Source organism: Gardnerella sp. DNF01189 (assembly GCF_049244195.1).
In the GTDB taxonomy this organism is placed as follows: Bacteria; Actinomycetota; Actinomycetes; order Actinomycetales; family Bifidobacteriaceae; genus Bifidobacterium; species Bifidobacterium swidsinskii.
In genome coordinates this window covers 1053777-1068356 of the sequence record NZ_CP058385.1, presented here as the reverse complement: position 1 = coordinate 1068356, position 14580 = coordinate 1053777, and the positions used below count along the sequence as shown (strand labels likewise).

Below are 14580 nucleotides of genomic sequence, written 5' to 3'. Positions count from 1 at the left end.
GCGTTAATGAGTACTGAATGTTTTGCTTAACGATCAGTTGGTAAGAGAGTTTTTATTCGCGTTCATGTCCGGTTCCCAAACCGCCACGTGTTGCCACTCAATGGTTTTGAGTGTATAATCTAGTTTTGCGGTGGTCATGGCTCAGGTGAGACGCCCGGTCCCATTCCGAACCCGGAAGCTAAGGCCTGACACGGCGAGGGTACTGCACTCGATAGGGTGTGGGAGACTAGCACGCTGCCGCATTATTTTTCTAGCGGGGAGTTTTCACTCCCCGCTTTTTTTATTTTCGTATACTACTGTTTTTGTAATCCTCCAAACTCTGGACAACGCTCGCGCTATAAGCGCTCACTGCTGAGCTTGCAAGGAAAGTCCACTGGACTTTCCGTCTGAGCAAGCTCACGCTCCGAATTGCTTTCGCGCGCGCAATGCTGCGCTCAAGCAGGTCGTCGCGCAAACGCGAGGAAAGTACTGCGTGCGTATTTGGTGCGATATACTAAAAGCATGACTACACAAACTTTTGAAGCACTCGCAAAGTCGCGATTTTCTGCACGTGATTTTCTAAATAAGCCAGTCGATTCTAAAATACTTGAAACTATTTTACAAACAGCTGCACAATCACCGAGCTGGTCCAACACTCGTGGCTACATGCTCGCTATTGCTCAAGGAGAACTAAAGCAGCAGCTAATCGACGCATATGTGCAAAAATGCAAAGCAATGTTTCGTACTAAAGACGCTACCCTTAGCGAAGACGAGCGCATGATAGCTCAGAAAATGAGCCAGCCGGATGGAGATTTTCCTGTAATGGCTCCGTATCCGCAATCGCTTAAAGAGCGCAGTGCGCGTTTAGGGTTGGCGTTGTATAAACATTTAAATATTGATCGCAAAGATTTTCCTGCTCGAGATGCTCACACTTTGCGCAACTTCCAGGCGTTTGGTGCGCCAGTTATGGGATTTGTGCTTGTGCGTCGTGATTTTCTGCCATTTGCTGCGCTGGATGCTGGAATTATGCTGCAAACGTTACTGTTGGCTGCTAAAGATCAAGGCGTAGATTCATGCCCGCTTGGCGTTCTTGCCACGTGGCGTTCACCGCTTGACGAAGTATTTGACATTCCGCCGGAGTATGCGCTTATTACTGGTTTTGCGCTAGGGTATGCGTCTGAAGCGCACGTAAATGCTTTCCGTGCGGAGCATCCGCCAATCGAACTTGCGCAAGAAAAGTAGTTCCACAAAAACCAATCTATCTTGCAAAACCCAAAGTACTTTGGAAAATATCAGATAGAATTGCTAAATATGTCCTATTTTCGCTAATTCTATCTTGCAAAACCCAAAGTACTTTGCTAAATTGAAGATAGAAGTGGATGGAAAGGGAATGCGAATGATTTTCAATCGTCAAAGGTACATAAAGAAACTTAACCAGCTTAGTTGGAATGGTCTGGTTAAAATCATTACTGGTGTGCGCCGCGCGGGAAAATCGTTCATTCTTAACGAGCTGTTCTATAATTCTCTTATTTCTCAAGGTGTTTTGCAGAAGAATATTATTCGGTTTGCCTTTGATGCAGACGAAGATATTGATCGTCTTGAGCCATTCGCAAATGGCGAGCCAGTAAAAATCGCAGATAAAAAACTTGGCTACGTTATAAATGCTAAAGTGTTCCGTCGCTACATTGCGTCGCAAATAAATGATAGTGACAAGTTTTACATTTTCCTCGACGAAGTGCAATTGCTTGACAATTTTGTTGGTACACTTAACAGTTACTTAAGGCATGCAAATTTAGACATATATGTTACTGGATCTAACTCCCGTTTTCTTTCATCAGACATTGTTACTGAATTTAAGGGGAGAAGCACAGAAGTTCACGTTCAACCTCTTACTTTTGCCGAATACATGGAAAGTTCTAGCAAAACGGTTTCGGAATCTTGGGCAGATTACATTGTTACTGGCGGAATACCGCTTGTAGCTAGAATGCAAAATGTTGAGGAACAAATAAACTACCTTGAAAATCTTGTTAAAGAAACTTATTTGAAAGATGTAGTTCAGCGAAACGGCGTGCGAAAAGAACAGGCTCTTTCTGAAACTTTGCAAGTAATAGCTTCATCAATAGGTGCTCCTGTTAATCCAAGGAAACTTTCTAACACGTTTATTAGCCACGGATATGGGGAAATTACTTCAGCAACTGTTAGTCGTTTCATAGACTATTACAGTGATGCTTTTCTTGTAAGTAAAGCTCAAAAGTATAATATTAAGGGCAAAAAATACATTGATTCCTTGTTCAAAATTTACTTTGAAGACATTGGAGTGCGCAACGCTTTGCTTAATTTTAGGCAAATCGAAGAGTCGCATATTATGGAAAATGTTATATACAACGAATTAAGATATCGCGGATATAACGTGGATATTGGCGAAATGAATATTGCCGAAAATACTGGTCGAAAAGATAAAAATAACCATGATATTTATGCGCAAAAATCTTTGGAAATAGATTTTATTGCTACTTTGGGAAGTGAAAAATATTATATACAATCTGCGCCCGCTATGCCAACGGAAGAAAAATCATTGCGAGAGAAACGCTCGCTTTACTATATTGATAATTCCTTCAAAAAGATAGTAGTTACGAAAAATGGATTGCATGCTACAAGAGATAATCGTGGGGTAGTCACCATGGACCTATTTGATTTTTTGCTTAATGAGGATAGCCTTAAGCTGTGATTTAATGCAATGCGGTTGGGGCTATGCACAAGCAAGTTGCTCAGTAGTGTATAAACTCTATGCAGAACAAATCAATAGCGGATAAATAAGTAAAGGTCAAGCTGTAGGATGTGTGGCTACAACTTGACCTTTGAAAATTGCGATATGTTTTTAAGTTAAAATCGTAGTCTAATGCTTTTATTTATTCTTGGCAATTCCAAGAGCTTTTGAACTTTCATCCTTGTCAAGGCCTATAAATAAAAGCACGATTATGCCAATAATCAGCGGAACATAACCGTATCCAGATCCGTGGATTATGCCGAATATTTCCATAAGCCCATTTGCTATTACGACTAGTGAAGATACTATAAAATATAGCTGCGCGCACCACGGTTTTTTAATGAGAAACATGGTTGCAAGTCCAAATAATCCAGCGATAATTTGAGGCACTCCCCATAGATAATCATTACGCATTACAATCAGCGCAATTCCGCTAGCAAGAAATACGCCATTGGCTATTGTCCAAAATACGGATGGAATTTGTGCTTTTGTATATTCTGAATTACTCATATTTTTCCTACTATAGCAGCATCATAATTGCTTTTGTTACAACCCAAGCCATCCAATCTGGCATCCCTGCTGATTTGCAGGCATTATAAATTCCGTCTTCAATCTTTCCAGTCCAATGCTCCAAAAATTTTATAAGCTCATTTAATCCTAAATGACTTTTAATGAATTGTTTAACTTGCTTAGGTAGTTTATGATAAATAGTTTTAATTGTTTTAACTACAAGACTAATTTTTCCACGTTCTTGTAATATGTTACGAAGCTCTGCTTGCGTTGGTTCTGCGTTAGATGCTGGAATTTTAATGAGATATCCATTAACTACATACACGCGGTAACCATCTTTTGTTGTGATGTGTTCGCATGCTATGTTTTTTTCAACGGTGCTATCTGTTGGCTCAAGAGCGAGTGCAGTAGAAGAAGGAACAACAATACTGCTAAAAATTAATGAAGCAGATAATACGCATGCTATAGCTAACTTCTTCATAATATGCCTTTCTGTACGAGAAGTAACTGTTTATGCCAAAAATCTTGACAATTTATAAATTAATGGCGTGCTAAAAGGTAAACAATATCTTGTATATGAAAACCTTTACAAATAATTACTATCTAAAACTGTTTAAGATTCATTAATCTTTTAAACTGAATCAGTAAGGCATACTATCTATATAGTTATGTTTATTTTTTAAAGGTATAACTGCATTACATTCCCAATACTTACCAAAGGCTCGAAAATAGAGTGAACCGCCTAAATGCTTTATGGTATCGCGATGAAGCAGAAGTCCTTTTTGAGATACTGAGCGAATTGCATCTTTACTTTTTCCGCCCAAAAATCGAACATTGAACTGTTTTATAACAATTTGTTTTTTACGTATCGAAATTCTGATGTAATAAACTAAAGAAGCATATTTTCGCATGTTCAAATATAGTTCTTCGATTAATTCAATAACTTCACAGATGATTTCATCGCTAATGTCTTCAGGAATATCGTTACTAGATATATTGCATATGGATCTTCCTTTTAATCCACAAGATGTATTGATTGAGTCGTTCATTTGTAGTGTATCTTCGATGTGCTGAATGAACTCGCTTCGAGCATCTTGCTTAGCAGTATTTCCACGTAGAATGTCGATAATATTATGTCCTTCTTCAAAAGCCTGATCTGCCAAATCATTTATTGCCTCAATAGCACTTCGCTGTTTTTTAGAAATAGACTTGTCAAGTAATGCTATTTTACTTTGTAGTGCAATATCTGCAATCTTATTAGTTAATCTATCGTGCATTCGCACAGCCAGATGAAGATTATTAATTGTTTGCTTATCTTTTTCATAAAGAACCATTTTTTGGTGAGAAATACGCAAAATAATACCAGTGCAAACGCAAAATATATTTATTAAAAGGTAAGCAATAAGATACTTGAAAGATAAAGTTGATAGGTATCGGTATGCAACGTAGTGTAATGCGTCTATTACTAAGAATAAAGGTAGTGTAAATTGAATCGGATATAAATACGAAATAAAAACAAATGATATGATGAGCCCGAAAGTTACTGGTGGAAGATTCAGACTAGGAATAGCAAGAATGCTGAGATGCACAAAAATATAGCACATGCTCATAAAATGCGGAAGCAAGCAAAGGAACAGATTTATAGCAGCAAGAATCATGTAAACTATAACAAGTTGTATTGTGCTATTGTCGCTATTCGAGTAAATATACGCATCCATTGCGCTCGACAAACATCCCAATAGTAAAAATGTTTTATTGTCAATAAGCTTTTCTCGTAAACGACGCATTAAGAAAATAATCATTGTGTATCATTTCCTAAATATTCATCATGCAGCCATGTAGTAATAAGTTGTGAACGATTCGTCACATTCAGTTTTTTGAACACGCGACGAAGGATAGTTTCCACAGTACAAGTTTCAACAAATAAACGTTTAGCGATTTGCGCATTAGTCATTCCTCTACTGCACAACTTTACAATTTCAGTCTCATGATCCGTTAAAGCAAGGCGTCCATTTTTTGGCTTATTTTGCAAACGTTGAAATGCTGTCGTCGTGTCGTCAAAATGAAGATTGCCTATTATTTGTGGCTTGAATGTGCCATGGGCAATACTGCTAAGCATGGCGCAAATAGTTTCTGGGTGGTTCTTTCCAACAATGCCTTGTGCGCCTGCTGTTGATGCTTTTAAAGCATAATCGTTTATAGGGAATGAAGTTATAGCAATTATTATTGGGAGTGAGTATCTTCTTCGCAATTCGTATAATATTTTAATTCCCGAAACCCCAGACATATACATGTCAATTAGCAGCACGTCTGGGCATTGATTTTGACAAAATTGAATTGCTTGATTGGCGTACGCGGATAACCAGCAAATACTGCAGGACGGAACAACCTGCTCAATATATGTTTTTAGGCCGTGTAGACAAAAACAATCATCATCAACAATGCCAACAGTAATATGCTTTGCTATCATATTGCTCCTTTAGAAAAGCATTATTTAAGTAATAATAGTACTTGAATTTGTATGATGAATATCTTGTCTAGGAAAACCTTTACAAAGCAGATTGTATAAAGGTAGTTACTGGAGCTTACGGGGGGTTACTCCGCAGCGAATAAGTTCGATTAAAGCTTAGTGATTTAATCACAATGTGGTTGCGTCTATGCGCAAGCAAGTTGCTCAGTAGTGTATAAACTCTATGCAAAATAAATCATTCTCTGGTATTACGCAAGCTCCAATAATCATAAATAAAATCATCATTTAGTATGATGCAAACTCTTTACGGCGATTATAAGCTATTAACCAAGAGCTGAAATTCTAAATGAAGTGGTAATCATAAAAGCGTTAATTGCAGCATTGCCGAGCCTTTTATTTATTTTGGATCAGTTTGAGAGGCTTGTTTCGACGCATCCTATGTGTCTACGAGTTTGGAGAGTAAGGAACTTTGTGTTATGCGTAAGTTTACGAAAGTATTCTTGTTAGCTGCTCTGCCAGCGTGTTTGCTTACTGCATGCGCTGGTAGAGCAGTTGATGATAGTCAACAGCAGGCATCGCATGATTCAGTTCCACTTATTTCAGTCAAAAAACAGCCTTTAACACAAGTTGTGTCGGGTAAAGCAACAATAGAACAATCGTCTACCTTTGTTATCACTGCTGTAAGTAGAGGGAATTTTTCTCCATCGGTAAAAGCAGGAAGTGCTGTAAAAGCTGGAAGTATTTTAGGCTACAATGCTGGTAACAAAGTTATTGCTCCAGTAGACGCTAAAGTTGTGTCAGTGGCTGAATCATCTGCGGACGTGCCTAAATCTTTCCCGCTATTTACTCTTAAATATGAAGGTTTTTCAATAAGCCTTAACGCAAAAGCTTTACTTCGTTCTGCGGATATTGCAGATGTTAAAGGTCGCTTCCAAGTTGAAGATGGTGTTGGGCCAACCAATTGTTTGCAAATAGTACAAAGCGGTGGAACTTCTACAGATGTTGCAGCTTCGGGTAGTAGCAAGAATGATAATGCTGATTCAACTCAAACAGATGAGTCGAGTGCGCAAAGTACGCCTAGTGTATCGTCAAAAGTTTTAACGTGTTTAATAGATAAAAGCACAGAAGTAGAATCAGGCCAAAATGCGACGCTTGTTTTTAATGGCAAGCATAAACAATCGGTTCTAACTCTGCCTGTTAGTGCAGTTGCTGGAAGAGTCCAAAAAGGATTAGTCTCATACAAGAAAGGCGATAATTGGGAGCGTAAAGAAGTTGGTCTTGGAATCAGTGACGGCGCTAATATTGAAATTACGTCTGGTTTGCATGAGGGTGATGTTGTAGCAGGTGTTTCTCCTGATCTCATTCCAGGAGTGCAATGATTATGGAGAACAATCCTGTTCCACTGGTTGAACTACAAGACGTGTCAGCGCGTGTAAAACTAGGCAATGGCGAATGGCTTACCACTGTCAACTCTGCTTCTATGTTACTTAATCAAGGTGAAACATACGCGGTAGTTGGCAGGTCTGGCTCCGGCAAAACAAGTCTTATTTCTATTATTGGATTTTTGAATAAAAATTTTACTGGAAAATACTATTATTCTGGCAAATCAATCCAAAAGTGTAGTGATGCTACAGTATCGCATATGCGCGCTAGAAATATTGGTTTTGTTTTTCAAAACTATTCGCTTATTAAGCATTTAAGCATTAGAGAAAATGTTGAGTTGCCGCTTTTGTACGCAGGGCTACAACAAAGCAAGCAGACAAGAAGGAAAACGATAGAAGAAGCATTATGTGCTGTTGGATTGCAAGATAAACTAAATGAATACCCTGGAAGGCTATCAGGCGGTGAACAGCAGAGAGTCGCGATAGCGCGTGCTCTCGTCACTAATCCCGAATTACTTATTTGCGATGAGCCAACTGGTGCGCTCGATAGTAGCACGGGAGAAAAAGTGCTTCAAGTGTTGCATGATCGTGTTCAAGAATCTGGAACAACATTACTATTAGTCACTCATGATATGAAAGTGGCTCGTTCTTGCTCTCACATTTTTACTATGGAAGGCGGTGTTCTTTATGATCATGCTGCTTAAAGATTTGCGCCTGTCTCCTATGAGATCCTTCCTTACAGGTTTTTCAATGTTTATCGGCATCATTGCCGTTATTGCGTCAGTGCTTATTGGCACGGTTGGTAAGGACTATCTTATTGCAACTAACGAACAGCTAAACGGTCGTAGACCAACATACGAGATTACTTTTTCAGCACAAAATTTTGACGAATATTCAGTATTTAACAAATTCTTAAATCGCATTGAATCCGCAAATCGTAACGCTAACGTTATGCTACAACCAAACACTGGGCTACTGTTTAGCGCTTCTATGCCAGCTTTGAAGAGCGTAAAAATAAGCGAAGAATATAAAACTAGCAATCTTCAATATGTTGATGCTGTTTACACTACGTCAGGATACAATAAAGTTTATAACTTACCTATTGTAAGTGGAAGATGGTTTAGTAATAGCGCTAAAAGCAACGCATTAGAAATGGTAGTAAACCAATCTGCTAGCAAAAGATACAAGATTGGTGAAGTAGCATTTATTACTTCTCGCAAAACAACACAAATGAGTCCTATAAGGATTGTTGGAGTTGTGAACGATGGCGTAGACTCAGCAAAAGCATACGTGAATATTCTAGGCTTGTTACGTTACGCTCCAACTCTTTGGGAATATTCTGAAAAAGAAACTCACGGCTCAATCTACTGGTTAAATAAAGAAAATCGTTCTCAAAAATCAATTAAATCTTATGTTTCAGATGCTCTTTATGACTGTTGTGGTGGGCAAGTAAACGAAATTAGAAGACATGATAATAGTGATGATTACGAGAATGTGATAACAGTATTGCAATTAAGTTTTGCTATCGTAGCAGCATTATTGCTTTTTGTTTCCGCGCTAGGTTTAATCAATATTGGTTTAGCATCGTTGGAGCAGCGCACACATGAACTTCTTATACGCAGAGCTTTGGGTGCTACTAGATGGTCGATTGCTTCACTCGTGTTAGGCAGTGCGATTATTTTAGCACTAATAGTCTCGATTGCTGCCGTCGCTGTTTCTTTTGGTCTTGTGTCTATAGCATCAAGTTTTTGGGATGCATCAAGCCCAGTTAGTCCGCCAGTTTACCCATATGAAGCCGCTATTGGAGCTGTTATTGCGGCTTTTATCACAGCACTTGCTGGAAGTGTGGTGCCGGCAATAAAAGCATCGCGTTTACAACCAGCATTAGCATTGCGTTAATTTTCAAAAAATAAGAAAGAAGGAATAATGAATAATCATACTATTGGTAAAGCAACTCTTATTGTTGGTGTGCTTAGTGCGCTTCTTATGTTCAATGCTTGTGGAGGAGTAGACAACAATAATGCGAGTGGTATGGGTGGCGCGCGCTCGCAAAATAGTTCGCCTAGAGAGATTGTTGATTTTGCTCATATAGAGAAGGAATATCAGGAATCTGTGGCAAAGCTTAGTTGGCCTGAAAAATATAAAGCTCCTGCAAACTTGGTTGGAGAAGAAAAAGACAGTCAGTTCCAGAGTGGATATGGCGATACGCAAGCATCTAATTATTATCAGTGTGCTTGGGAGCGGCAATGGCTAGACACGTATGCTAGTGATGAACAAGCGGCAAGTAAAGCTTTGCATGAGCTTGAAAAAGTGCCTAGCATGCCGTTTATGGGTCCAGATCGTTGTGATGATGCAACGCGAAACTTTTTCAAAGAGCACATGCGTAAAGCAAAACTTGGAGATCCATCAGGATTCCAACAGGATGTGCAAACTAATTGTCCTGTGATGTAATTGCATTTGTATAGCTTTGTTGCGCTGTCGCGCTAAATGGCTTGTTATATGCTTCTTTTTACCCATGTTGATGGTGTCCAATAATCTTTGGTAAGCATTGATGGGTATGTTTGTTTACGAGCTTGAATAATCCATAAGGCTATACCTGTTGAAATAAGTATTACGCCAGAAGCAATCATTATGAATAATGATGAATTTAGATTTCCCCATGCTAGTACGCTTGCATACCCTACGATAATGCCGCATTGCTCCATAATAGAAGTAAAAGTAGTAGTTGCGCCGAGAATGCGTGTTGGTATGCCGTCGAGAAGAGCTGTTTGCCCATAGACAATAGTGGCGTCAAAAATAATACCTGCAATGAAAGCAGAGCAAAGAAAAAGAGCAATCCAATTATTAAGTGCGAAAATAAGTAAAGGAATAGAAAGGAATCCAGGTAATAAAATGGAGTATAAAATCTCATAATGTAGCACAATATATTTGCATAATACTGAACCTACAATCATGCCAATGTTAAATATGCTGACTATTGATCCCCATGTGGATGCCGAATGAAAAAGCGTGAGACAATGGTGTGCTCCCATTAGTCTAAATGCAGCAAGCCATGATCCAGATTGTAATGCTGATACTGCTCCTAAGACTATTAACCATGGTGTAGATTTCATATAGTGTAGAGAGGCTGCAAAACCAGCAGTTTTATTGCTTCCTGTTTTCGTATTGTTTGCGCTATTTTGTGCTTGCTGGTTTAGATTAACTAACAGTAGAGGTAGCGCCGCTAATATCATCACAATAGCAATGCTCGTAAAGAAAATGAGCGGATTACATATATCAACAAATATGCCAGTAATCGCAGGTGCAGCAAGCCTGCTGAGATTAATCCACATACGCATGCTTGCCAAAAACTTGGTTTTTTCGCCAGTTGGTGCACTATACGCCATCAATACTTTTTGATTAGGCGAAGAAAATGCGGTAAAGAACCCGAATATTATGCCGAGTAGTGTAACCGTAATAGCAATAAGATTATGCTGTGCTACTAAAGCGAAACCGTATCCAGTACACAACAAGGCAAAACAAAACGTTAGTGCTATAAACAATCTAGTTGGTGGATATTTATCTGCAATAATTCCGCCAAGCGGTGCCGCTACGCAGGTCATAAGTGCTACGGACACTGCGTTAAGCGCTGCGTGAGATAAGTCGACATGCATTAAAAGATATAGACTCACGCCAAATCTACAGCTTGTTAAAAGAAAAGCATTAAGCGATAAAACGGCAATAATAAGAGTTGTGCGAATTCGTGCCGCAGCGTTCATTTCCTTCTCTTTTTTCTTTCATGTTATGAATGTCTTTCATATTCTGAATGATATATGCCTATTGATATACACCTTTTTCTGGACTGCGAGTGAAATTAGTGTTTTATTGCTGTTTATAGGCAGGGGCTGCGGCTACTGGCGATAGTAGGAGAGGAAGTTAGAGAGTTTGCCCATTGCGTCACGAAGTGTTTGCAAGCGTAGTAAGTAGATAACATGTAATTATTTTAAGGGATTGACGTTTGTTTAACAATGTAGTAAATTGATTTACAAGAGTTTAACATTACGGTTCAAAGGAGACTGAAATGAACTCTCGAGCGATGAAGTTTAGCGCATTTATGCGTAGGTTTTTATTTTTTATAGTTTCATTTTTTATTAGTTTAATGTTACTTTTTAATTCACCTACTTCTGCTTTTGCGAACACTGCTCATAGTGTGCGACCATTGGAAGAAGGTGATGTTATTTATCAAGTCTTAGTTGATAGATTTGCGGATGGTGATTCATCCAACAATGATTTTGGTCATGGTGAATATAACCCTAATGATTTAGGTTTTTATCATGGTGGCGACTGGAAAGGTCTAACTAATCATTTGGACTATATAGCAGGGTTGGGTGTTACTGCAATTTGGATTTCTCCTGTGTCTGAACAAGAACCGTTGTCAAAAGACGGTAAAGAAGCAAGCTATCATGGTTATTTCACTAAAGATTTTGCAACACCAAATAAACATTTTGGTAGTAGAGCTGATTTGCAAAGGCTTATTAATGAAGCTCATAATCGTGGATTAAAGATGATTCTCGATGTTGTGCCAAATCACACGTCAGACTATCTTGATGCTTATGCTCGTAAATATAATGGGGCATATCATCCAGAAGGGTTTTTGAATAATCCAGCATTTTATCATCATTTTGGTGATTGTAAATTCGATAATACTGAATCGCAGTCTGATATAGAGCAATGTGATCTTGGTGGTTTAGATGATCTTGATCAGTCTAATCCGCAAGTCTCTAAATATCTTATTAAGACATATAAAGATTGGATTGATATGGGCTTTGATGGAATGAGAGTAGATGCTGCTCGTTCTATCCCGAAACCTTGGTTAAAGAAATTTGAGAAAGAAGTTGGGGTTCCATCATTTGGAGAAATATTTGTTGGTGATGTTGATTATGTTGCTGATTACCAAAACTACGAATGGGGTGCATTAGATTTTCCTTATTTCTTCACTGTGCGTAGAACTTTTTCAGCAGACACGGATATGCGTGACTTAGGGAAGCTATTTTCGCAGGATACGAAATATAGGAATCCAAACCAATTAGAGACATTTATTGATAATCATGACAGAGCAAGGTTTTTGACTTGGGCAAATGATGATTATCAACGTTTACGTTCTGCCTTGTCGTTTATGATGACTACCCGTGGTTTGCCGATTATTTATTATGGCACTGAACAGGCTGATGACGGTAATGGCAATGGTTCAGAAGTCCCTATTGCAAATAAGGATAATCGTAAAGATATGAAATCGTTTAACACTAAATCTCCGTTATACCAGCATATTAAACGATTAACAGAGATTCGTCGTAAGCACACTTCATTGAGGACAGGTCGTCAACTTGAGATGTGGTCTGCCAAAGATGTGTATGCTTTCTCTCGTATGGCCAAGGATAATAGCGATGAGGTTATTACAGTTGCTCATAATACTTGGGGTGAAAAGATGGTTACTATACCTCTTAGAGCAGAAAGTCATATCTCTGTAGGAACTGTTTTGACAGATATGATGAATACGAATCGTAAAGCAACTGTTGTGCCAGGAGGGGTAACCGGTAAACAGATTAAGGTGCTGTTATCTTCGCATGATGTCGCTATTTTTGCCGCAGAGACGTCTACTTCTGAGTATCACCCAGTTCGTCGGAATCTTACGAAGATTATGGTTCATGCGAATGTTCCTTTAGGTCATTCGCTAACTGTAAGAGGAGATACTTATCCACTTTCTTGGAATTATGGTCGTGCATGTCATTATTTGGGTAACGACATATGGGAATTTGAAATGGAAAGAATACCTAAAGGTAAAAAGTTCCAATTTAAGGCATTGCTTGATGACAAACAGTGGGTGTCTAAAGATAATGCCTTCGGAGTTGGAGGGGAGGAGGTAGAAACAAGCATGCATTTTTGATTTTGGTGTCTGTATGAACATGACATGTAGATTTATATGAGCCAGTGTTTGTGGCAATTAAAAAACTGTTTGCTTGTTATGTAGTCATACAACAAAGAATAAAAAAATTATTAGTTTGTTTTCTGATGCTTTAGAGAATCGTTCGTCATCCATTTTCTAAATGCAAAATGAGTGCAAGTTAACGTATGAATATAAAAAGAAGGTTACAATGAAGAAACTTACAAAAATATGTGCACTGATTGGTGCTGCTGCAATGATTGTTAGCGTAAGTGCGTGCGGTAGTACGAAATCGTCCGACGCTAATGGTGCAACATCGCTTACCATTTGGCATTATTGGGATGGCGCTAACGCCGATACCTTTGATGCAATGGTGAAGGATTTTAATGCTTCGCATAAAAATATTAAGATTAAGACTGCGAGCGTCCCGAATTCTGATTTTATGACGAAGCTTCGTGCATCGGCTTCGTCGAAGAGCTTGCCAGATATTTCTATAAGTGATTTGGTATGGGTGCCACAGATTGCAAAAATGGGCAATTTGACTGATCTTTCTAAGGTTATCAGCTCGAAAACGCTCGATGATGTGACTCCTGCATTGATTGACTATGGTCATATTGACGGCAAACAAGTTTCTGTGCCAGTGACTGCCAATAATCTTGCGTACATGTACAACAAGGATGTTTATAAAGAAGCTGGGTTAGATCCTAACAAGCCACCGCAAACATGGGATGAGTTGAAGAAAGTTGCCAAGACAATCAAGGAAAAGACGGGCAAGCCAGGGTATGATTTGCTTACTCAAGCAGGAGATAACGGCGAAGGTTTAACTTGGAACTTCCAGGTCAACTTGTGGCAAGCTGGCGGCGAATTCTTGACGAAGGATAATTCTAAGGCTGCATTCAATACGCCAGAAGGCAAGAAGGCTATGAACTTCTGGATGGATCTCATCAAGAGCGGCGTGAGCCCATATGCTAAGTGGGGCGAATTTGAAAAGGGCAAGGGTGGTTCTGCTCAGGAAGGTAGCTGGATGGTTGGCATCTGGGCGCCAGATCCACCATTTGATTTCGGTGTAGCAAAAGCCCCTCATCCAAAGGATGGTAAGGAGGCAACCAATCTCGGTGGTGAACAAGCAATCGTCTTCCACAATTCTGACGCTCGTGCCAAGGCTGCTGGCGAGTTCTTGAATTGGTTCTTGCAGCCAGAACAGGTGATCAAGTGGTCGCAAAAGACTGGCATGCTTCCTGTAACGAAGAGTGTTGCAAAGTCTGATAAGTATTTGGATTGGGTTAAGAAGGAACAGCCTCGTTTAATTCCGTTTGTGGAACAAATGGAGATTGCTCATACACGTCCAAATACGCCATTGTATCCAAAGATTTCCTTCGAATTTGCAAAGGCTGTGGAGAAGGCTTTCGCTGGAGAGCAGAGTGTTGACGAAGCGCTTGCGAATGCTGAAAAGGCAGTAAACGACGTGATTGCCAAAGGCTGATTGCATAAATACTGTGCCGATAGCTGGGTCGAATGAAATAAAGTTGGCTCAGCTATCGGAGTTCTTTGC

General features: G+C 39.3%; 12 protein-coding genes, 1 rRNA gene and 1 pseudogene. 9 read left to right on the top strand and 5 right to left on the bottom strand.

All coding sequences use genetic code 11. The features are described 5' to 3' along the window. The first annotated feature begins 126 nt into the window (after nt 1-126). The 3 genes from rrf to HXT41_RS04220 all read left to right on the top strand — a co-directional run bounded on the left by rrf (nt 127) and on the right by HXT41_RS04220 (nt 2707). Nucleotides 127-243 (top strand): 5S ribosomal RNA (gene rrf / locus HXT41_RS04230). A gap of 258 nt (nt 244-501) precedes the next feature. Beyond that, nucleotides 502-1221: a nitroreductase family protein gene (locus HXT41_RS04225; protein WP_102703492.1), complete on the top strand. Its 720-nt coding sequence runs from the start codon at nt 502-504 to the stop codon at nt 1219-1221. 154 nt (nt 1222-1375) lie between these two features. Continuing rightward, entirely contained in the window at nt 1376-2707 is a 1332-nt protein-coding gene (locus HXT41_RS04220; protein ID WP_233186364.1) for an ATP-binding protein, read from the top strand. Nucleotides 2708-2884: 177 nt separating this feature from the next. On the opposite strand, the gene HXT41_RS04215 is transcribed toward HXT41_RS04220, so the two are convergent. The 4 genes from HXT41_RS04215 to HXT41_RS04200 all read right to left on the bottom strand — a co-directional run bounded on the left by HXT41_RS04215 (nt 2885) and on the right by HXT41_RS04200 (nt 5726). After that, nucleotides 2885-3256: a hypothetical protein gene (locus tag HXT41_RS04215; RefSeq protein ID WP_004108219.1), complete on the bottom strand. Its 372-nt coding sequence runs from the start codon at nt 3254-3256 to the stop codon at nt 2885-2887. 10 nt (nt 3257-3266) lie between these two features. Next, the gene (locus tag HXT41_RS04210; protein ID WP_004108217.1) at nt 3267-3737 is read right to left on the bottom strand and encodes a hypothetical protein; all 471 of its coding nucleotides are present in this window, start codon (nt 3735-3737) and stop codon (nt 3267-3269) included. Nucleotides 3738-3897: 160 nt separating this feature from the next. After that, nucleotides 3898-5058: a hypothetical protein gene (locus HXT41_RS04205; RefSeq protein ID WP_004108215.1), complete on the bottom strand. Its 1161-nt coding sequence runs from the start codon at nt 5056-5058 to the stop codon at nt 3898-3900. After that, nucleotides 5055-5726 carry a response regulator gene (locus HXT41_RS04200; protein ID WP_004108214.1) on the bottom strand — a complete coding sequence of 224 codons (672 nt, stop codon included), beginning with the start codon at nt 5724-5726 and terminating at the stop codon, nt 5055-5057. The genes HXT41_RS04205 and HXT41_RS04200 overlap by 4 nt, the downstream gene beginning before the upstream one ends. Before the next feature lie 476 nt (nt 5727-6202). Between HXT41_RS04200 and HXT41_RS04195 the strand changes: the two genes are divergently transcribed. Genes HXT41_RS04195 through HXT41_RS04180 form a run of 4 tightly spaced genes read left to right on the top strand, consistent with a single transcriptional unit; the run spans nt 6203 to nt 9559 of the window. Continuing rightward, nucleotides 6203-7105, top strand: a complete 903-nt coding sequence (locus tag HXT41_RS04195; protein ID WP_102703486.1) for an efflux RND transporter periplasmic adaptor subunit — start codon at nt 6203-6205, stop codon at nt 7103-7105. Continuing rightward, complete coding sequence (locus HXT41_RS04190; RefSeq protein WP_102703485.1) at nt 7102-7812, top strand: ABC transporter ATP-binding protein; 711 nt, start codon at nt 7102-7104, stop codon at nt 7810-7812. Before HXT41_RS04195 ends, HXT41_RS04190 begins: the two co-directional genes overlap by 4 nt. Further along, nucleotides 7796-9007, top strand: a complete 1212-nt coding sequence (locus tag HXT41_RS04185) for an ABC transporter permease (RefSeq protein WP_103014047.1) — start codon at nt 7796-7798, stop codon at nt 9005-9007. Before HXT41_RS04190 ends, HXT41_RS04185 begins: the two co-directional genes overlap by 17 nt. A 27-nt stretch (nt 9008-9034) precedes the next feature. Then, nucleotides 9035-9559 (top strand): hypothetical protein, encoded by a 525-nt coding sequence (locus HXT41_RS04180; RefSeq protein ID WP_102703483.1) that lies wholly within the window; start codon nt 9035-9037, stop codon nt 9557-9559. A 44-nt stretch (nt 9560-9603) separates the two neighbouring features. On the opposite strand, the gene HXT41_RS04175 is transcribed toward HXT41_RS04180, so the two are convergent. Beyond that, nucleotides 9604-10866 (bottom strand): MFS transporter, encoded by a 1263-nt coding sequence (locus tag HXT41_RS04175; protein ID WP_410310277.1) that lies wholly within the window; start codon nt 10864-10866, stop codon nt 9604-9606. 302 nt (nt 10867-11168) lie between these two features. Here HXT41_RS04175 and HXT41_RS04170 point away from each other — a divergent pair. Together HXT41_RS04170 and HXT41_RS04165 are read left to right on the top strand one after the other, a co-directional pair. Beyond that, nucleotides 11169-12302 (top strand): annotated as a pseudogene (locus HXT41_RS04170) (alpha-amylase family glycosyl hydrolase); the annotation flags it as partial. 937 nt (nt 12303-13239) lie between these two features. Next, nucleotides 13240-14511 carry an ABC transporter substrate-binding protein gene (locus HXT41_RS04165; RefSeq protein WP_033888414.1) on the top strand — a complete coding sequence of 424 codons (1272 nt, stop codon included), beginning with the start codon at nt 13240-13242 and terminating at the stop codon, nt 14509-14511. Nucleotides 14512-14580: the final 69 nt, after the last annotated feature.

Bases quoted from the DNA above. Each gene is read 5' to 3' on its own strand.
- HXT41_RS04220 (WP_233186364.1), top strand. From the start codon at position 1,376: ATGATTTTCAATCGTCAAAGGTACATAAAGAAACTTAACCAGCTTAGT.
- HXT41_RS04180 (WP_102703483.1), top strand. From the start codon at position 9,035: ATGAATAATCATACTATTGGTAAAGCAACTCTTATTGTTGGTGTGCTT.
- HXT41_RS04165 (WP_033888414.1), top strand. From the start codon at position 13,240: ATGAAGAAACTTACAAAAATATGTGCACTGATTGGTGCTGCTGCAATG.
- HXT41_RS04175 (WP_410310277.1), bottom strand. From the start codon at position 10,866: ATGAACGCTGCGGCACGAATTCGCACAACTCTTATTATTGCCGTTTTA.
- HXT41_RS04190 (WP_102703485.1), top strand. From the start codon at position 7,102: ATGATTATGGAGAACAATCCTGTTCCACTGGTTGAACTACAAGACGTG.
- HXT41_RS04200 (WP_004108214.1), bottom strand. From the start codon at position 5,726: ATGATAGCAAAGCATATTACTGTTGGCATTGTTGATGATGATTGTTTT.
- HXT41_RS04205 (WP_004108215.1), bottom strand. From the start codon at position 5,058: ATGATTATTTTCTTAATGCGTCGTTTACGAGAAAAGCTTATTGACAAT.
- HXT41_RS04215 (WP_004108219.1), bottom strand. From the start codon at position 3,256: ATGAGTAATTCAGAATATACAAAAGCACAAATTCCATCCGTATTTTGG.
- HXT41_RS04185 (WP_103014047.1), top strand. From the start codon at position 7,796: ATGATCATGCTGCTTAAAGATTTGCGCCTGTCTCCTATGAGATCCTTC.
- HXT41_RS04195 (WP_102703486.1), top strand. From the start codon at position 6,203: ATGCGTAAGTTTACGAAAGTATTCTTGTTAGCTGCTCTGCCAGCGTGT.
- HXT41_RS04210 (WP_004108217.1), bottom strand. From the start codon at position 3,737: ATGAAGAAGTTAGCTATAGCATGCGTATTATCTGCTTCATTAATTTTT.
- HXT41_RS04225 (WP_102703492.1), top strand. From the start codon at position 502: ATGACTACACAAACTTTTGAAGCACTCGCAAAGTCGCGATTTTCTGCA.